At 32.3% G+C, this 18,515-nt stretch carries 18 protein-coding genes and 1 pseudogene; 3 read left to right on the top strand and 16 right to left on the bottom strand.

Annotated elements, in window-relative coordinates; all coding sequences use genetic code 11:
• Window positions 1-10: 10 nt before the first annotated feature.
• Both HPY57_03890 and HPY57_03885 read left to right on the top strand, forming a co-directional pair.
• Window positions 11-850, top strand: a complete 840-nt coding sequence (locus HPY57_03890) for an SDR family oxidoreductase (GenBank protein NPV10912.1) — start codon at window positions 11-13, stop codon at window positions 848-850.
• Between the two features lie 210 nt (window positions 851-1,060).
• Window positions 1,061-1,543: a methylglyoxal synthase gene (locus HPY57_03885; GenBank protein NPV10911.1), complete on the top strand. Its 483-nt coding sequence runs from the start codon at window positions 1,061-1,063 to the stop codon at window positions 1,541-1,543.
• A gap of 71 nt (window positions 1,544-1,614) precedes the next feature.
• On the opposite strand, the gene HPY57_03880 is transcribed toward HPY57_03885, so the two are convergent.
• The 16 genes from HPY57_03880 to HPY57_03805 form a co-directional block, all read right to left on the bottom strand.
• Complete coding sequence (locus HPY57_03880; protein NPV10910.1) at window positions 1,615-2,274, bottom strand: site-2 protease family protein; 660 nt, start codon at window positions 2,272-2,274, stop codon at window positions 1,615-1,617.
• Window positions 2,275-2,292: 18 nt separating this feature from the next.
• A complete protein-coding gene (gene xerD, locus HPY57_03875; protein NPV10909.1) occupies window positions 2,293-3,207 on the bottom strand; it encodes a site-specific tyrosine recombinase XerD in 915 nt (304 codons plus the stop codon).
• 2 nt (window positions 3,208-3,209) lie between these two features.
• Window positions 3,210-5,357, bottom strand: a complete 2,148-nt coding sequence (locus tag HPY57_03870; GenBank protein ID NPV10908.1) for an HDIG domain-containing protein — start codon at window positions 5,355-5,357, stop codon at window positions 3,210-3,212.
• 111 nt (window positions 5,358-5,468) lie between these two features.
• Window positions 5,469-6,428, bottom strand: coding sequence for a D-glycerate dehydrogenase (locus tag HPY57_03865; protein NPV10907.1), 960 nt, complete (start codon window positions 6,426-6,428; stop codon window positions 5,469-5,471).
• Between the two features lie 84 nt (window positions 6,429-6,512).
• Window positions 6,513-8,129, bottom strand: coding sequence for a spore maturation protein (locus HPY57_03860; GenBank protein NPV10906.1), 1,617 nt, complete (start codon window positions 8,127-8,129; stop codon window positions 6,513-6,515).
• An 8-nt stretch (window positions 8,130-8,137) separates the two neighbouring features.
• On the bottom strand, window positions 8,138-9,220 hold the full coding sequence (locus HPY57_03855; protein ID NPV10905.1) for an N-acetylmuramoyl-L-alanine amidase: 1,083 nt from the start codon (window positions 9,218-9,220) through the stop codon (window positions 8,138-8,140).
• Between the two features lie 3 nt (window positions 9,221-9,223).
• Window positions 9,224-9,730 carry a hypothetical protein gene (locus tag HPY57_03850; protein ID NPV10904.1) on the bottom strand — a complete coding sequence of 169 codons (507 nt, stop codon included), beginning with the start codon at window positions 9,728-9,730 and terminating at the stop codon, window positions 9,224-9,226.
• Window positions 9,727-9,978 (bottom strand): hypothetical protein, encoded by a 252-nt coding sequence (locus tag HPY57_03845; GenBank protein NPV10903.1) that lies wholly within the window; start codon window positions 9,976-9,978, stop codon window positions 9,727-9,729. The genes HPY57_03850 and HPY57_03845 overlap by 4 nt, the downstream gene beginning before the upstream one ends.
• Window positions 9,975-11,117, bottom strand: coding sequence for an alanine--glyoxylate aminotransferase family protein (locus HPY57_03840; GenBank protein NPV10902.1), 1,143 nt, complete (start codon window positions 11,115-11,117; stop codon window positions 9,975-9,977). Before HPY57_03840 ends, HPY57_03845 begins: the two co-directional genes overlap by 4 nt.
• 459 nt (window positions 11,118-11,576) lie before the next feature.
• Entirely contained in the window at window positions 11,577-12,071 is a 495-nt protein-coding gene (locus HPY57_03835) for a hypothetical protein (protein ID NPV10901.1), read from the bottom strand.
• A gap of 20 nt (window positions 12,072-12,091) precedes the next feature.
• Complete coding sequence (locus HPY57_03830) at window positions 12,092-12,409, bottom strand: TusE/DsrC/DsvC family sulfur relay protein (GenBank protein ID NPV10900.1); 318 nt, start codon at window positions 12,407-12,409, stop codon at window positions 12,092-12,094.
• A gap of 16 nt (window positions 12,410-12,425) precedes the next feature.
• Complete coding sequence (locus HPY57_03825) at window positions 12,426-13,148, bottom strand: DUF1641 domain-containing protein (GenBank protein ID NPV10899.1); 723 nt, start codon at window positions 13,146-13,148, stop codon at window positions 12,426-12,428.
• 1 nt (window position 13,149) lies between these two features.
• On the bottom strand, window positions 13,150-14,379 hold the full coding sequence (locus HPY57_03820) for an NAD(P)/FAD-dependent oxidoreductase (protein NPV10898.1): 1,230 nt from the start codon (window positions 14,377-14,379) through the stop codon (window positions 13,150-13,152).
• On the bottom strand, window positions 14,376-14,864 hold the full coding sequence (locus tag HPY57_03815) for a MerR family transcriptional regulator (protein ID NPV10897.1): 489 nt from the start codon (window positions 14,862-14,864) through the stop codon (window positions 14,376-14,378). Before HPY57_03815 ends, HPY57_03820 begins: the two co-directional genes overlap by 4 nt.
• Window positions 14,865-15,038: 174 nt before the next feature.
• Window positions 15,039-17,741, bottom strand: coding sequence for a hypothetical protein (locus HPY57_03810; GenBank protein ID NPV10896.1), 2,703 nt, complete (start codon window positions 17,739-17,741; stop codon window positions 15,039-15,041).
• Entirely contained in the window at window positions 17,734-18,126 is a 393-nt protein-coding gene (locus HPY57_03805) for a ubiquinol-cytochrome c reductase iron-sulfur subunit (GenBank protein ID NPV10895.1), read from the bottom strand. Before HPY57_03805 ends, HPY57_03810 begins: the two co-directional genes overlap by 8 nt.
• A gap of 37 nt (window positions 18,127-18,163) precedes the next feature.
• Between HPY57_03805 and HPY57_03800 the strand changes: the two are divergent.
• Window positions 18,164-18,479 (top strand): annotated as a pseudogene (locus HPY57_03800) (carboxymuconolactone decarboxylase family protein).
• The last annotated feature ends 36 nt before the right edge of the window (window positions 18,480-18,515 follow it).

Here is an 18,515-nt window from a genome sequence, read left to right as displayed (position 1 = left end):
GTTATTATACATGCAAGAAAAAATTATTTTAATAACTGGTTCAACAGATGGAATTGGGAAACAAACTGCATTAGAACTTGCTTCGCTAAATCATCAAGTTATTATTCATGGAAGGGATAAAGAAAGGTGTTTCAAAACTTATCAGGAAATTCAATCAAAAACAGGAAATCAAAAAATAGATTTTGTTGTTGCTGATTTTTCAAATTTAGATGAAGTCAAAAAAATGTCTGAAGAAATTAAATCAAAATATGATCGGTTAGATGTTTTAATTAACAATGCTGGTGTTTACTTGAAGAAAAGAATAGTTGATGAAAAAGGAATTGAACTGACATTTAAGATTAATCACTTGAGTCATTTTTATCTAACCTATCTTTTAATTGATTTATTGAAAAAGTCTGATGATGGTAGAATTATCAATGTCAGCTCAATAGCTCACGAAAATGCTGATAATGATTTATCAGATTTGATGCTTGAGAAAAATTATTCAGGTTACAGAGCATATGCAAATTCAAAACTTCATAATTTGCTTTTCACTTATGCACTTCATCGAAGAGTTAAGGATTTAGGATTAAAAGTTTTTGCTCTTCATCCTGGGGTTATTTCAACAAAGTTACTTTATGAAGGATTTAGAATTTCTGGAAGTCCGCTTTCAGTTGGAGCTGAAACGCCTGTTTTTCTTGCAACATCTGAAGAAGTAAAAAATGAAAGTGGTAAATATTTTATTAAGAAAAAGCCAGTTAAATCATCAAAAATTTCTTATGATGAGAAGCTTCAGGAAGAGTTGTGGAATATTTCAATTGAATTACTTGGGTTGAATAAAGAAGAGGTTGAGAATAAGTTTTCTTCTTAATTCTTTGCTTCTACATTGATTGACATTTATACTTAAGTTCTTGATTAGATTACTTTTTCCTCAAATTTTTAGATTTTTTCTTTCCTTAAAAAATTTATTAAATGCAAAACTCAAAGACTTAACAATTCTTTAATAATTAACTTTTTTAAGTTTCCATATCTTTGAACAAATCAACTAGAATTTAATCTTTAACTAAAATTGGAGGCAATAATGAAGCTTAAGAAGACAATTGGTCTTGTTGCTCACGACAACTGTAAAAAAGATTTAATTGAATGGGCTGAATGGAACTGGCAAATTTTGATCGAACATAATCTTGTATGTACTGGAACCACTGGAAAACTTATTGAAGAAACTTTGCAGAAAAAATTAGAATCAGAATTCAAGAAAACTCAAAAGAAAATCGAAATAAAAAAATTGAAGTCAGGCCCTCTTGGCGGAGATCAACAATTAGGCGCAATGATTGCAGATGGTAAAATTGATATTTTGATTTTTTTCTGGGACCCAATGCAGCCGCATCCACATGAAGTAGATGTGAAAGCTCTACTTAGAATTGCTGTGCTTTATAATATTCCGACAGCGTGTAATCGCTCAACAGCAGATTTTATTATTTCATCACCACTAATGAACGAAGATTACAAACCAATTATGAATGATTACAGTGATTATCTTCAAAGAACGATTGATATGGATTGAGTGAAGTCCAAAATTTTTTAAAAATCCAAAAAATTCTTTTAGTATCTCTTCCCGTCAGAATATCAATTCGTTTATGAAACAGGTGTAAGAAAAATTTTTATTAAAAATTGAAGCACCTGATTAAAATATTTCCATAATGGGCTGTAAATAAATATTAAAAGAATAATTGGTCCAAGGTAACTATAACTCAATAATCTTTCAGTAAACCTTGAATTGAAAATGGAGTGAACTATATGCATTCCATCGAGTGGAGGAATTGGAAGTAGGTTGAAAAGAAAAAGAAACAGATTTATGTAAATTCCATACTTCAGAATTGTAGAAAGAAGAATTTCCCTTTGATTTGTTTCAAAGATTATCACTTCGGGAAGAATTAGAATCAGTATCAGCAGAACAAAAGCAAATAAAAAATTTGAAAAAGGTCCAACAAAAGAAACTATCGCATCTCCAACTCTTTTATTATTAAAGTTGTTCGGATTGATTGGGACAGGTTTAGCCCAGCCGATTAATGCAATTCCTGATGAAAATGCAGCAATTGGAATTATGATTGTTCCGATCAAATCAATGTGTTTTATTGGATTTAGTGTTAGTCGACCAGCATTTTTAGCTGTTGGATCACCCATCCTGTATGCGAAGAAAGCATGAGAGAATTCATGAATTGCAATTGAAATTAAAAATATAGGTATAAAAAGTAAAAATAAAATCAGCTTGTAATTTACAGTTATGTTTTCCATTCTTTTCTCGAAATAAATTTATTTTAGCTGTCCTCTTGGATGATATTTTATGAGAACATCCCTTAATCTTGTTCGATCAATGTGAGTGTAAATTTGTGTAGTTGAAATTTTAGAATGACCAAGTAATTCCTGCACAACTCTTATATCAGCACCTCTTTCAAGCAAGTGAGTTGCAAATGAATGTCTGATTGTATGAGGATGAACATTTTTGTCAATTCCTGCTTGTCTTACATATTCGCGTAAAATTTTAAAGAAGCCCATTCGACTTAATTTTTTCCCGCGGCTGTTAAGAAAAACATAATTACCTGATTCAAGCTTTTTTGCAAGAGCTGGACGAACTTTTGTAAGGTATTGATTTAGCCAATAAATTGCGTGTGAACCTATTGGAACAAATCTTTCCTTAGAACCTTTCCCGAAAATCCTGACAACTTCATCTTTCAGAAATAAATCGTTCATTTTAAGATTAATTAATTCGGATACTCTTACTCCAGTTGCATACGCAAATTCGAGCATTGCTTTATCTCTTATTCCAAGTAAAGTCTTTGGATTCGGCTGATCTAAAATTTTATTGATTTCTGATAGTGATAAAATTTCAGGAGGATGAACAGAAACTTTTGGTCCTTTAAATTTCGATGCAGGATTTTTTTGTATAAAATCATTTGACAGAAGATATCTAAAAAAACTTTTAATTGATGAGTAATTTCGTGCGATAGATTTTGTTGAAAGTCCAAGCGTATCTAGGGTTGAGAAAAAGCTGCTTAAAATATTTTTATTTACATCATTTAAATCATCAATTCCTTTGCTTTCTAAAAAATCGAAAAGCCGTTGAATATCTCTTTTATAAGAATCAATTGTATTTTCTGAGTAGCCTCTCATTAGTTTTAAGTATGTTAGAAATTCTTTAAGAAGACTATCAAATAAATGAATTGCCATAATCAGTTTTCAGGATACTTAATTCGTTGATGATATACACCTAGCAAAGTCTCAACAAAACTTTGTTTAATCAAATTAAGGTCTCGAAGTGTTAGATTTGATTCATCAAGCTGGCCCTCGAGAAATCGTTTACGAATTATTTCATCAATTAATTGGTTCAGAATATTTTCATTTACTACTTCGAGATTACGGCTCATAGATTCAACTGCGTCGGCTAACATTACTATTCCAGTTTCTTTTGATTGCGGTTTTGGACCAGGATAACGAAATTTATCTTCGTCAATTTTTTTACCGAGTTGTTTGGCAATTTTTAAAAAATATTGAACATGAGTTGTTCCGTGATGCATTGGTATAAAATCAATTACTTCTTCTGGCAAATTATATTTTCTTGCCAGCTCAATTCCTTCTTCAACATGGTTTAAGATTATTTGAGCACTTTGTTCGGGATTAAGATCTTCATGTTCACTTTTTTCATCACGCAGGTTTTCAATGAAATAATTTGGTTCAACGATTTTACCTATATCATGATAAAGCGCGCCAACTTTTGTGAGAATTGTATTTGCACCAATTGCTTTTGCTGCACTTTCTGATAAAACACTAATGTTAACAGAATGATGGAATGTTCCTGGCGCTTTTGATTTCAATTCTTGCAAAAGAGGATGATTAAAATCGGCAAGCTCGATTAGCGTTAAATCAGTTGTGACTTTGAAAATTCTCTCAAAGAATATTAACAAGCCATAAGTTAAGATAGGTGAAATGATTGAGTTGATCAGTGCAAAGATTGTTTCATTTCCCATCTCAATTATTGGAGAATACCTTTCAAAACCAAAAGCAATTATTGCTGCAAAGTAGCCGCAGAAGATAAAAACTAAAGATCGAAAAATTTGTGCTCTGTTCTTTATGTCTCTAACAGAATAAACTGCAAGTGCTCCAGCTACGATGTTTGCAGTTGTAATTGTGTAATCATTCCCGCGAATTCCTCCAATGATTAATGAAATCACAACGGTTACATAAAATCCAAGTCTCGAATCAAAAATAATTGTAACCAGCATTGAGCTAGTGGGAATTAAGATCAGATACTCGAGAGGCAAATCAGTTTCAATTCTTGAAGTAACAAAAGCAAAAAATGAAATTAAAATAAAGATGATAGAAAGAATTAAAATTTTACTGGTATCATTGTAAATCTTTTTTCTGAAGAGATAAATGTATATCCCAAGCAAAAGAATAATAACTGTGATATGTAAAAATTTCCCGATGTACTGAAGGATAAAATCAAATTTTTCACCTTTTTCAAATTTTATCCTTCTGTACGAATCTATTTTTCGCTTGATATCTTCTGTTATTTTCTGGTGCTTTGCAACAATTCTTTCGTTCTCAAGGACTATCCCAACATTTTTAGAAACTTTATATCTGGCTTGTTCAATGGCTAGTTGAGTTTCTTCATCATTAAAGATAATATTTGGCTTAATGTATTCATTGGCAAAATTTCGAAGCAGTGGAATAGACAGCTCTCTAAGATCATTAAATTGTTCAAGACTTTGAAGAATTATTTGTTCAACATCTTTTTGATCAAGAAAATTATTTTTCTCAAATTTTTTTTCTTCGTTTTTTCTTCTTACAAAGATTGAATCTTTTTGAATCTCTTGTTTAGGGATATTTATGTAACCAATGCTGTAAATGTATTCAATTAAATTTTTTGTGATTAGTTCGAAAGAGTTGAAATATTCTGGCGTAATTTGTTTTAAAATTTTTTGAAGTTTTATAGTATCAATTTCAATCGAATATAAATTTAATATAGAATCGCTGATTAAAGGATTGGTCGCCAAAAGTTTAAAGTCTCGTTTCAAATTTTCTGTAAAAATTTTTAATGATGAATAACAGAATGATTGAATTGTATCGTTGTATTCAAATATGGGAAGGACTGAGTTTTCCGCTTCAATCAAGTCTCTTTCATATTCTTCCGGATATTTTAAGACAGGAAATGAAAATTGAGCAATTAAATCTTTTGATGTCCAGATATCGCCAACTTTTACTTCCCGCTCAATTGACTCGCTTTTAGGAAAAATGAAAGAAATAATGAGAATGGTAATAAAAACAACACCCAGACGAATTAATTTATTGTAGTTGATTTTTTTCTTTTTCGATTTCATATCTCAAAATTAATATAAATGAATTTTATTACAATAAATCGGCTGGAAGAAAACTAAGATTCGCAGAAATTGTTTTTCAGTTTGAAATTTAGTCAAAAATTTTTTTGTTAATTAAATTTTATTCACAGGAGTAATGGGTTTCTTTCCTTTCAAAACATTCACGATATTTTTTGCCGCAAGTTCAGCCATTTTATTCCGTGTCTCATAAGTCGCACTTCCGATGTGGGGCAGGAGAACAACATTTTTCATCTTTAATAAATCTTTTGTGATTTTTGGTTCAAACTCATAAACATCAAGCCCAGCTGCAAAGAGTTTATTGGATTTTAAAGCATTCACTAATTCTTTTTCGTTGATAACTTCACCTCTTGCTGTATTTATTAGAATTGCACCATCTTTCATTAATTCGAATTCTTCTTTGTCAATAAGGTGATAAGTCTCTTTTGTAAGAGGTGTATGGAGGGAAATGAAGTCTGATTTTTTAAGCAATTGGTTTAGTGAAGAAAATTTAGCTCCAGTTTCTTTCTCAAAATCTGGAATTCTTTTTTTGTCATGATAAAGAATTTTCAACCCGAAACCTTTAGCTCTTCTGCCAAATGCCTGACCAATTCTACCAGCGCCAATAATTCCGACTGTGTGTCCATTTAATTCTTTCCCTAACATTAAATCGGACTGCCAAATTTTGAATTTACCTTTTCTTGTGAATTCATCGGCTTCCACAATTCTTCTAGCACAGGCAAGTAATAATGCAAATGCTAAATCTGCTGTCGCATTCGTTAAAACATCTGGAGTATTGGTTACCCAAATTTTTTTCTGAGTTGCATATTCCACATCGATGTTATTAAAACCAACTGCATAGTTTGCAATGACTTTTAGTTTTGGAAGACCATCTATAATTTCTTTATTTATCTTATTAGCAAGCAGACACAAAAGTCCATCACATTCTTTTGCTTTTTTGATCAAAGTTTTTGGTTCAAGTGGTAAATAGCTTTTATTCTCAATTACTGTAATTCCATTTTCTCTTAAGATATTAATAGCGATTTCCGGGACAATGGCAGTAACGAAAACCTTCATATTTCTCTCCCTCTTTTTTTCTTTAATGAAAACCTCTTTAAATATTCTAGGGTTTATTCTTTTAAAATTTTAGTCATCAAAAAATTATCTAAATAACATATTGACAATAAACGTTGCACCTAAGATTCCAGCGACATCAGCCATTAATCCAACTGGCAGAGCATATCTTGTTTTTTGAATATTTACTGAACCAAAGTAAACAGCTAAAACATAAAATGTTGTCTCGGTGCTTCCGTAGTAAGTCGAAACTAAAATCCCAATTAACGAATCGGGACCGTGGGTTTTTATAATTTCTGTCATAATTCCAAGTGAACCAGAACCAGAAAGTGGTCTCATCAAAGCCATTGGCAATGCTTCAGCCGGCATTCCAATTAAATTCGTCACAGGTGTAAGAACATATATGAGTAAATCCATTGCACCTCCGTATCGGAATATTCCAATTGCAGCAAGCATTGCAACTAGATAAGGAATTATCCTTACAGCAACATTGAATCCTTCTTTAGCTCCTTCGACGAACTTTTCATACACTTTGACTTTTTTTATTAATCCGTATGTTAAAAATGAAAAAATCAGCAGGGGAATTGCAAGAATTGAAATGTAACCAATAACGAGTTTAAATGATTCAGGATTAATAAAACTAAAAATATGTCCAAAAATTTTTCCGAGTCCAGTAGTAAATGAAAGTATAACTAGCAAAATCAGCGAGAAAATTATGCTGAGACTTTTCTTTCTTGACTTTATCCAGCCGGAAAAATCTTCTTTCATTTTGGGATAATTGGCGAAAATTTTCGCTGCTGTTATACCAGTTAATGTTGCACAACCTGCACCAAAGACTGAAGTCCCAATTATAATAGCAGGATCAGAGGAACCTGACGCTGCTCGAATTGCAATAGCAGTTGCTGGAATTAAAGTTAGTCCAGCAGTATTAACAGCAAGGAACATACACATTGCATCTGTTGCGGTGTCTTTTTGTTGGTTAAGTGTTTGAAGATCTTCCATTGCCTTTAAACCAAATGGAGTTGCAGCATTGCTTAGCCCGAGCATATTGGCTGAAATATTCATAATCATTGAACCCATTGCAGGATGATCCTGCGGAACATCGGGAAATAGAAATTTTGTAATTGGTTTAACAGATTTTGCAATTAGTTTAATCAAACCTGCTTCTTCGGCAACTTTCATAACTCCAAGCCATAGCGCCATAATTCCAATTAGTCCTAAAGCTATTTGAACTGCAGTATTTACAATATCGAGTAAACCATTTGTTACATTTCTCATTTTTACAAAATTTACTTCCTCGAATTTTACTTTTATCATTAACTCTGACTCACCGCTATTTTCTATGATGAAATCACCAATCAGATCATCTTTTTCTCCGGAAGCTTTTGCCATTATTTTCCAGATTTCCGGAGATGCATCATTAATTTTAATAATAATTCGCCCTTTGTTTTCACCTGTCAAAATTACTTTTGCTGGAAGATTTACATCAGACTGAATTTGTGAATTATAGAATTGATTGAAGTTTTCTCGATTAATGTAAATTAATCCTTCGGCTTCTTTATAAAAATTTTTCGTTTTCGATTGGAAGCTGAATTCAATCCATTCTTTGTTTCGAAATTTATTTTCTGATGTATCTTTGATATCAAAATAAAGGGCTGTTCCAATTCCAAGGATTATGAGGGCAATCCAGACATAGTTTAGCATTTAAGACCTCACTTTTTAATGGGGGTTTTATTCTGTGAATTTATTACATAGAATTTGGGTCTAAAAGGAAATGAGTGATTGCCATTTATGTTTTTTACTACAACCTTTAACTCATGATCTCCAGCTTCTAAATTTTGATTCAATGGGATGAGAATTTTTTTGGAAATCTTATTAATCGCAAATTTTGCTTCAACATCTTGTGAATCAATTTGTGCGATGTAAAAAGTTGTATCTATCCCAATGTTATTGTCATTTATTGTGACGCTTAAAATTTTGTCATTTCTTAAATTGATTGTATCTCTTTCAAGTTGTAATGTAACTATTCCCTGTCGAAGGTAGCGTCCAAGACCTTTGAAAATTCCCCAGGCTTGAATTTGATTAAATTCATCGATGATTAATCTTTGCTCTTCATAAGCTGAAGTGTGAAAAGCGCATTCAATTAAAATTCTTGGTGCGTTTGTCTTTCTGAGAACAGAGAATCCAGCTTTCGGATAAATCCAATAGTCTGAGTAAGTTCCATCAAATGAACCAAGTCCGCCGCTGTTACCCATTGCATAGGCTAAATCTCGTTGAACATATCTGGCAATATCGTGACTTGAGTGGTCATATTCGTAATCTTTTGGAGTTGCATGATAATAAGTCGATGTGTAATTGGTATAAATATCGCCAGGTCTTCCCGGTGCATTGTGATGAATGGAAATGAAAATATCGGCTCCCCATTCATTTGCAAGTCTTGAACGATCGTCCAAAGAAATAAATGTATCTCTGTCTCTCGACATATTTACAATCGCACCAGCTCTCTGAAGGTAATCTCTTAGATACAATGCGACTTTCAAATTTAGATCAGCTTCGACTGCAAGACCAGCTGGACCTTTGTTTTTTCTATCAGTTCCGCCATGACCTGGATCAAGAAAAATTTTTAATCCTTTGAAGTAGGGAGAGTAAAAATTGATAGTTGAGTCTTGCTTTTCTTTCGGATGCCAGTCAAAAGGTTTAACATAATAAACGTTATAGACAATTTTTTTGGTGAAGCAGCCTGCAATTGTAAAAATTAAAATTGCGATCAAAAAAATTATGTATTTCTTTTTCATAAATTAACCCTCAATTGAATTTTGGGTGATAAGTGAGTTTCCCTTGTAGATTTCAGTGACCATTTTTTTTGAAAAGTCTACTGAAGTTGATGTAAATAAATCTCTGACATTTTTCCCTTTTGAGAAAAGAATGAATAAAATTTCGTTCCAAAAGAAGAGCGGTGGAATAAAGGTTAAAACTCTGGTTAGATTTCGAATTAGTACTTCAAAAAAATTTGAGAGAAAAGATTTTATGGAATTTTGTTCTGAGGCGTGATTGCGATTAATTACAACTTTAAGCCCCAAAATTAATTTACCAGGTGTTCGATGAAAAATACATTCAAAGACTGCGAAATATAATTCGTAAAAAATAAGGAGTAAAAAAATAAAAAATACATTTTCATTAATTGTTATGTTGGTTATGTGGTAAACGTAAATTAGAAATAAAAGAATAATTAAATTATCAACTGCAAACGCAAGTGCTCGTGCAAAAAATAGACTTAGATTGTTTACTCTTTCCTGATCTGTCATTTTGAGTTTAAAATTTTTACAAGCTCGAGTAATTCGTGTGGTTTGATATTTACATAAACATTATTGTTTACCACAATTGTTGGAACAAACTTTTGTCCATTGGTGATTTGTTCGAATTCAAGTGTTACATCATTATTTTCATCAACTCTTTTTTCGATGTATGGAAGATTGTATTGTTCTAAAATCATTTTTGCGATTTTACAATTTCCACAATTCTCGGTGGTATAGAGGATTATTTCGTTATTCATAAGTTCATCAAGAAATAATTCTGAATTGCATTTACGCCCGAAGCAGCTTGGAAATTATACCCAGCTTTTTTAAGTGCAAACTCGAGGGCGGAGATCATCGTAATCATATCAAGTTCGTCGTAATAACCGAGGTGAGAAATCCTGAAAAGTTTCCCTTTATATTGCTCTTGACCGCCGGCAACGGTAATTCCAAATTCATACTTAAGGGCATCGTTAAATTTTTTGAATTCGATCCCTTCAGGAATGAAGACAGCGGTAATTGCATTAGAAGGATTTTTGCTCATTAATTTTAATCCAAGTGCTTTCACACCAATTCTAATTCCTTCAGCAAGCCTGTGATGTCTTTTCCAGATATTCTCCAGACCTTCTTCTTTTATAAGTTTTAATGCTTCGTTAGCTCCAATGACAAGTGTAATTGCTGGTGTCCAGGGAGTGTCTCCACTTTCAAGAGCTTTTTGTGCTTTTTTTAGTGAAAAGTAAAAAACTCGATTTTCGGTTTCATTAATTTTTCGCCAGGCTCTTTCGCTAACAGCAATGAACGAAAGTCCCGGAGGAATCATTAATCCTTTTTGTGAACCGGTTAAAACAATATCCAGATCCCATTCATCCATTTTAAGTTCAATTGCGCCAACGGAAGTTATTCCATCAACAACAATCAAGGCATCAGAAATTTCGTGAACAGCTTTTGCAATTTCCCGGACATTGGTAACAGTGCCAGAGGAGGTTTCGCTGTGAGTTAGGTAGATAGCTTTTACATCAGGATCTTTTTTGACTAAATCAATAATCTCGTCTACCGATGGAGGTTTGCCCCACTCTTTTTTTACTTCAATTGGAATTCCACCAAAAGTTTTAATCATTTGTCCCCATCGTTCGCCGAATTTTCCACCGTTAACAAAAATGGCTTTATCACCATCTGAAATTACATTCCCGACTGCAGCTTCCATTGCACCAGTTCCGCTTGAGGTTAAAGTATAAACATTTTGTTTGGTCTGAAATAAGTATTTAATGTTTGAATTTAATTCAGCAAATATTTCTTTGAATTCCGGATTACGATGGTGAATTATTGGCTCAGACATTTTGAGCATTATTTTTTCTGGAACTGGTGTCGGTCCGGGAGTGAACAATCTTCGTTTAAACATTTTTCCTCACAAGTTTTTTACAAAATTAAGAGATTTGACTGATAAAGTATTGGTTGAGTTCAGTAAGTTGAGATGATTGTTAATAAAAGTAAATTAAAGATTTAATCATAATGCATCACAAATTGTAATTACTAGTTCTTATTCAAAAATAGTTTTGCTTTTTTATTCAGGACTGAGTTTAATTTTTGTTGTTGACGGACTTTTATTTTCATCATCAATAGAGGATTTGTGTAATAAGTGATGAATTTAGATTAACTATTGAGATGAAAACGAAAATGAAGATTAACCAAAGGAATGCTTTAGACTTAAAATATTAGATAGAGATTTGTTTTAATGTTGAAGATAAAAAAGATTGCCAGTCTTCGATAAACTTTGACCGGCAATCTTTTTGTCTAAAGTTCAGTTATAATTTTTATTCAGTTAAGAATTCTTTTTTGAATTTATTAATCTTCAAGTCAATTAAGTGAACAATACAATTCCGCCTGCAGCTTTCTGATAAAAATCACCAACGGTTAAAATATCATCTACACCTTCCCATAGATCTTCTTTCTTTAAGTGGAACATATCCATCGCAAGTTTACAGGCATATATGTTTCCGCCAGAATCTTTAATCATTTGTAAGAATTCACGAACTGGCGGGACATCAAGTTTTTCCATTTCCTTTTTCATCATCCATGTTGCAAACGAAGCCATTCCGGGAATCATTCCGAGCCAGGTTGGCATCTTTTGTCCCCATGGGAGTCGCATTGCAGCATTTCCAACAGTTGCAATTGAAAGTTTATCCATTCGTTTGTCAACTATTGCATCCATACCGAAAAATGTAAAGAAAAGATTTGCATCAATCCCTTCCATTCTTGCTCCATTAGCAAGGATTAAACCGGGATAGACACCATCGAGTGAACCTCGAGAAACGATTATGGATACTTTTTTGATTTCTTCATTTTGATTTGACATATGACTCTCTCCTATATTTTTTAAATGCATCCTTTTGGTTTTGGTAATCCAGCTATTTTAGCAGCTTTCTTTGCTGGACCTTTCGGAAAGAGTTGATACAATTCTTTTGTATCTACACCGCTTTCCTTTGTTAATTTTCTAATTGAAGGCGCATCACCAACTTTCTGAAATTCCTGTCTCATATAATTGATCACAAGCCAGTGTCTTTCTGTTAATTCTGGAATTCCTTCTTCTTTAGCGAGTTCACGGGCGATATCTTCGTTCCAGTCAGAAAGATTTTTGAGATGTCCATCATCATCAAATTCGATCATTTTTCCTAAGATTTCTCTTGTTGGCATAATTGTCTCTCCTTATTTATTTGTTTGTGTTTGTTGAAATTATTTTCTCTTGTTTATTGACTGAGTTTCCATTTGAATTAATTGCAGATAAACTCTTCAAAAATTGTAGTGCAAAGTAAAGTGCTTTTTTAGTTTCAGGGTGATTTAATTCTTTGACGAGTTTTAATATTGAAATATCTTCTTTCACTTCAATGTCAAGTTTTTTATAAACATTTAGAGCATTATTTACTGCGTGAAGCATATCGGGTTGAGTGAGATTTTTAATTGTATTTAGGATTGTAACAATGTTATCACCCAGAGCTTTGACATCATCAACCGTGAAAGAAGTTACAATGTTATCAAATATTTTTTGAGTTTCTTTTAGAAATGCAAAATATCCTTTGCGGTCAAGCTCATCTAATTTGTTCATTAAATCAATTGACATTCCTTTAGAAATCAATCCAAAATCTTTTGCAAAGTCTCGCAGATTTTCAAGCTGCTCAAATAATTTTGTCAGGTTATTTACATTTCTTAAAAGTTTTTTGAAAAGATGCATTATATCGCCAGTTTTAAGATAATCGTGAACCTGTTCGAGCTCATCTAATGATGTGAGATATACATCTTTAGCAACACGCATTAGGTCATCTTTCAAATCCTGCATCTCCTGGCGATGTTTTCGCTGAAGCTCAATTTCTTCCATTATTACATTGAGCTTCTTGTTTATTTCTTCGAGTTGAAGTTGAAGTTCTTTGTTCTCCATTTTACAACCTCTTTCCAGCCATTGTCATATGGGATTCAATTGGGAGTTCAATTCCTTTGAGTAAGAAATTCCAGTACATCCATCTGAACATTACTTTGCCATAGTGATTCATCTTTGTCTCTTCTAATAATGAAAATGGTCCAATTCCAGGTAATGGGAATTTTCCAGGAAGTGGTTCTGTATCATAATTGAAATCAATTAATATACCTTTGCCAAACCCGCTTTCAATGAAACAATTAGCATGACCATCAAATTTTGCTGTTGGTTTTCTGCCATCGATTACATCCAAAAAGTTTTCAAACAAAATTTCTGATTGGAAATGGGCTACCGAACCAGCTTTTGAACTTGGAAGATTTGTTGCATCGCCAATAACGAAGATATTATCAAAACCTTCAGCAAGAAGAGTGTGTTTATCAGTAGGAATGAAATTCAATACATCACCCATACCGCTTCGAGCAATTGCTTCGTCACCTTTATTTGTTGGGATTGTTACCAGCACATCGAAAGGAACTTCGATTTCATCCCAGCTGACAATTTTTTTCTCGTCGTTATCTACTCTTGCGATATTAAAGTCAGTGACAAGTTTAATGTTTTTCTTCTCAAGGAAATCACCAAGAATGGCTGAAGCTCTTGGTTTTGTAAATGCACCGGGCAGAGGAGTAACAAAATGAATATCAACTTTATCTCTAATTCCTCTTTCAGTAAAATACCAATCTGCTAAGAATGCAAATTCAAGTGGAGCAACCGGACATTTGATTGGCATCTCAGTTATGTGAATAACAAGCCTTCCACCATCCCAATGTTTAAAGAGGTTTCCTAACGCACAGGCACCTTCAATTGTGTAAAAGTCGAAAACATTTTTGTACCAAAGTTTATCTTTCATCCCTTCAACTTCATTTGGATCAACTCTTGAACCTGTTGCAATTATTAAATAATCATAGGGCAATACTCTGTTGTTTGCAAGTATCACTCTATTTTTATCTGGTTCAATTCTTTCGATCTCGCTCATAATGACTTCAACACCAGAAGGAAAGAAATCTCGCTTTGGTTTTATAACATCCCGCCTTGTGTAAATCTCAAATGGAATGAACAAAAATCCAGGTTGATAATAATGTGTTTCTTCTTTATCGACAATTGTAATGCTCCAATCTTTTAAATCAAGTGCATTATATAATTTGTTTAACATCATTGTGCCGGCAGTACCAGCACCTAAGATTACGAGTTTTCTCATATTCGTTCCTCTTTTAATTCTTCTTTTTGATAAATCCCATTAAAAGTTAGTTCAATTAATTTTGATTTAATTGATTCGCAGTTATTAAAAATCTTGTAAACTTCGCACTCTCTGCAGTCTTTATCTGAACAAAAATTGTTTTCATGTTTGAATGTCCAGCAAGGCCTATTTGAAGATTTCAAAGCTTTGCAAAAATCAATGTTCTGCAACGAACAATTAACAATTGCCCAACATGGTATTAGTGAAAAAATTCTTTTAATGCCTTCAATGCTGATTTTATCTTCTTTGATTGCATTCCTAATGCATCGTAGACGATGAATATCTTCTTCAGAATATAATCTTTGATTTGTAGACTTTTTATATGGAATAATTAGTCCTTCTCTTTCGTACATTCTTAAAGTATGTACTGAAATCCCAAGTATCTTTGCAGCTTCACTAATTTTATATTTTGGTTTTGATTGGCTCATATCAATTATAGTTATCATAATTACTATTGATATTTAGCAACTAATAGGCCAAATAAAAAAATCGATTTTTTAAATAATTTCTTGATTTATAAATATCAAGTTTATCAAAAATGAAAAACATGTTGGTGTTTTATTTCAAACTTGATACTTATAAATATAAACAATTATTTCAGTTGCAAAAAATTAAGAGCATTAAAATTTAGGCAGGATGCATTTAGGTGAGCGATTCTTTAGTGTATTTTCAAAATTAATTAGGGATTCATTAATAACTTTTGAATTTTCCTTATGACAGTTCAAACAAGCTCCAACCGATAAAACTTTTTTCTGCTTTTCAAGAGGGAGGTTTTTTGCATAGGTTCGAGTCGAGTTGGGGTTTGTTCCTTCATCTAAAAATTTTATCCATGCATCGTTTGGAAGTAAATCGATAGGATTAATTTGATCTTCCAGTGTAAAGTCAATTTTAAATTTATTAAGTACTTCACTGAAACCAATTTTGCCTTTGCCATATCCCAAAGCAGTTGATGATTGATGACAACTTTTACAACTTCTCACTTCTTTCCGGATTGTGTGAGGAAAAGTTGGGGCAAATAATCTATTAAACTTTATCATTTTTGATTTTTGATCGGAGATTTTGATAATCATTCCTGGTATAAAGCTCGAAATTTTTTCTTTGTCTTTTATTTTGATTATGCCCAGAGTGGGTTGTCCAACTTCAAAGTTATGAGCTTCTTCAATCCAGCTTCCTTTTATTGCTTGATTTGTCAGGTGATCAAAACCAATTTCGTTTGGATCAAATTTAGTATGACAACCATTACATCTCGTTACCCAATTTGTATGACAACTTTCACAACTCAGATTTTTGTGTGAATTAGCTGTGCATTCAGGAGCTGGTTTCTTTAGTTCAAGTTTTCTGTTGGAATTTTTAGTGAAGAAAAAAGTTTTACCATTTGAAATTTCAATTTTGTTGGTAAACGGTATTTTAGTTCCTTTAAGCGCAATTAATTTATTATCTTGATTAAAATAAGCGGTGTCTCTAAGAGTTAAAATTTTTTTAGTTTCATAATCTATTTCGTTTAAAGGGATAAGATTGAGTTTTTCTGTATGACAATCTTCGCAGCTAATTTTAATTTGTTGCTCTTTATGTTCATAGACATTTCCATCTCCCATTAACTCTAGTGAAATGTGACAATCGATGCAATCCATTCCTTTTTCGAAATGAATATCAGGTATTTGTTTTATGAAGATCCTTCCATCTTTGAGGCTTCGATGTTCTATGTTTTTAAAGTTTACTTCATCTGGAAGTATTTCTGACCAACCTTCATAATTTGTGGATATTCTTCCTGATCGGCTATGACAACCAAAGCAATGATCATTTGATATCTTCAAATCAATTGATGGATGCAGAACTGGAAGTTGCTCTTTTGATTTTTTGTAATGATTTAATTGTTCTTCAGTTTCATTGTTGTAATTTAAATGGCATGCAAGACAGCCTCCTCCTCTTGAAAGTTCATCAATTTTGCCAAATTCATTTTTCTCGTTTCCTAAATGACAGGAGACGCAGAGATTTCTTAAATGAGTATCTGCAGCCGAATACTTTAAATCTTTGACATTAAAACTTCCTTCTGGAGTTTTGATTTCATTAAAAGTAAATTTATCGACGCTTATCATCCCGCTGAGTGTAGACATAATAGATCTTTCAACACGATACAATAAATCTGGATGACATTTAGAATTACCGCAAGTTAATTTTGCATTTGAAAGATTTCCTGGAATCAAAATCATACCGCGATGGGCAGAATTCTTATTTAAAGTATAGACATTACCACGATGACAACTAAAGCATCCAATTTGTTCTGGATTATGTGAAGAGGTTAAGCCTTTCATATTATGACAGCTTAAACAACCTTCAAATCTTCCCTCAATTACTTTTAAAGAGTCATTCACAACCTCTTTCGTTGAGGGATTTAAGAATTTCAAAAACTCAAATTTTACATTAATGTTTTTATAAGAAGGTGAAGTAAGCTGCCAGTTTTCACCACGGAAGAATAAACCAGTTACAGTTAGAATTGTAAGAGATAAAATTATTATTGAAAGCGTTATCAATAAGATTTTTCTGTAAATATTTGAAACGATTTTAATCAAGTAAAAGAGGAACAATATTAAAATTAAGATTACGATTACGATTACAGGATTTGAAAACCAATGCAAAAATTCTTGAAGTCCTGCTAAATACCAGGGTCCTTTTATAATCATTGAAAAAGAATCATTTGGAAGCGGCGTTAAAAGAAAACTTAGAATAAGAACAGATAAGGCAGCAATTAAAAATCTATCATTTCTTGGAAGAAAAATTCTTGAATGCTCAAGAATAATAAAGAGTAAAATTATTGTCGATGTTCCAATGTGTTGAAAGAAAATTATTTTGAAATTATTCTCATTTCCGAGAAGGAAAAAAGAAATCTCATCTCCGACAAATGGAATACTTCGGGCTATAGTTGAAAAAATTTTAAAAGCATGTAAAGAGTCATAATCGCCTTTCAATAAAAAACCACTTAGCATCACATAAAAAATTAAAAAAATAGAAAAAGTAAGATGAAGCCAGATGACATTTTTTACTTTCTGCTCAGATTTCTTTATTAAATGTTCGATTATGTGCAGAATTGAAAAGATTAAAAATAAATGAGATGACCAGTAATGGATATTTCTTAAGAAAGATCCAAAATAGTCTAAAATTAAAATTTCAGAAATTGACTGAAGAGGTTTTTCTGCATCAAAAGAAAGAGAAATTCCAATTCCGCCAATTATTGAAATGTAAAAAAGGGAAGTTGCTATCTCGCCATAAGGGAATTTGAGTAATTTGAATAAAAAAGAATTTTTATTGTCAAAAGCATCAGACATAAACTATAATTTGATTTTTTAGCCTGTCAAGTTCGAACTGAACTTCTTCAAGGTTTTTTGTGGCTGGACCGCTTATTACTTTACCATTAGATTTAAATTTAGAACCATGACAGGGACAAACTAAATTTTGATCAAATGATAAATTCACATTACACCCAAGATGTGTGCAGGTTGATTTAAAGATTTTTAATTCATTTCCACTTTTTGAAATAATCAGTCCATCTAAAACAGTTATTCCTTCAGGGAAGTTATTTTCATAGGTTTTGATTTTTCCTTTTTTTGAATTAAGCAAATTTTTTTCTGACGATTTGAAGATGAGAAAACCAAATCCAATCCAGATTAAATTGCTTATTTGTTTCAAAAACTTTCTTCGATTTATTTCCATAATTTTATATGTAAAATAAATTTATGGAGATTAAACTATGACGAACTTACCAGAGCACTTTAAAAATTTCAAAGAAAAATATCCAGAAATTTATCAAGCTTATGAACAGCTCGGGAAAGCTGTTCACAGCTCAGGACCAATTGATGAAAAAAACAAGAGCGTTAATTAAGCTTGCAATTTCAGCTGAAGCAGGACTTGAAGGTGCTGTCCACTCCCATACTCGAAAAGCCTTAGAATGTGGTTGTTCTAAAGATGAAATTTTACAGGTTGTTTTTCTGGCAATTCCAACAATTGGTTTTCCAGGAGCGATGGCAGCTCTAAGCTGGGTTGAAGATGTAATTGAATCGAAATAAATATTATGAAGCTGTCTCATTCCACCTCCCAACTAA

This window comes from Ignavibacteria bacterium, from assembly GCA_013177855.1.
Classification (GTDB): Bacteria; Bacteroidota; Ignavibacteria; order Ch128b; family Ch128b; genus Ch128b.
This window is presented reverse-complemented; position numbering and strand designations above follow the sequence as displayed.

Coding starts and splice junctions, on each gene's coding strand:
- HPY57_03865 (NPV10907.1), bottom strand. CDS start 6,428: ATGAAGGTTTTCGTTACTGCCATTGTCCCGGAAATCGCTATTAATATC.
- HPY57_03890 (NPV10912.1), top strand. CDS start 11: ATGCAAGAAAAAATTATTTTAATAACTGGTTCAACAGATGGAATTGGG.
- HPY57_03855 (NPV10905.1), bottom strand. CDS start 9,220: ATGAAAAAGAAATACATAATTTTTTTGATCGCAATTTTAATTTTTACA.
- HPY57_03820 (NPV10898.1), bottom strand. CDS start 14,379: ATGAGAAAACTCGTAATCTTAGGTGCTGGTACTGCCGGCACAATGATG.
- HPY57_03835 (NPV10901.1), bottom strand. CDS start 12,071: ATGTCAAATCAAAATGAAGAAATCAAAAAAGTATCCATAATCGTTTCT.
- HPY57_03850 (NPV10904.1), bottom strand. CDS start 9,730: ATGACAGATCAGGAAAGAGTAAACAATCTAAGTCTATTTTTTGCACGA.
- xerD (NPV10909.1), bottom strand. CDS start 3,207: ATGGCAATTCATTTATTTGATAGTCTTCTTAAAGAATTTCTAACATAC.
- HPY57_03810 (NPV10896.1), bottom strand. CDS start 17,741: ATGTCTGATGCTTTTGACAATAAAAATTCTTTTTTATTCAAATTACTC.
- HPY57_03805 (NPV10895.1), bottom strand. CDS start 18,126: ATGGAAATAAATCGAAGAAAGTTTTTGAAACAAATAAGCAATTTAATC.
- HPY57_03840 (NPV10902.1), bottom strand. CDS start 11,117: ATGTTTAAACGAAGATTGTTCACTCCCGGACCGACACCAGTTCCAGAA.
- HPY57_03815 (NPV10897.1), bottom strand. CDS start 14,864: ATGATAACTATAATTGATATGAGCCAATCAAAACCAAAATATAAAATT.
- HPY57_03880 (NPV10910.1), bottom strand. CDS start 2,274: ATGGAAAACATAACTGTAAATTACAAGCTGATTTTATTTTTACTTTTT.
- HPY57_03860 (NPV10906.1), bottom strand. CDS start 8,129: ATGCTAAACTATGTCTGGATTGCCCTCATAATCCTTGGAATTGGAACA.
- HPY57_03825 (NPV10899.1), bottom strand. CDS start 13,148: ATGGAGAACAAAGAACTTCAACTTCAACTCGAAGAAATAAACAAGAAG.
- HPY57_03885 (NPV10911.1), top strand. CDS start 1,061: ATGAAGCTTAAGAAGACAATTGGTCTTGTTGCTCACGACAACTGTAAA.
- HPY57_03845 (NPV10903.1), bottom strand. CDS start 9,978: ATGAATAACGAAATAATCCTCTATACCACCGAGAATTGTGGAAATTGT.
- HPY57_03870 (NPV10908.1), bottom strand. CDS start 5,357: ATGAAATCGAAAAAGAAAAAAATCAACTACAATAAATTAATTCGTCTG.
- HPY57_03830 (NPV10900.1), bottom strand. CDS start 12,409: ATGCCAACAAGAGAAATCTTAGGAAAAATGATCGAATTTGATGATGAT.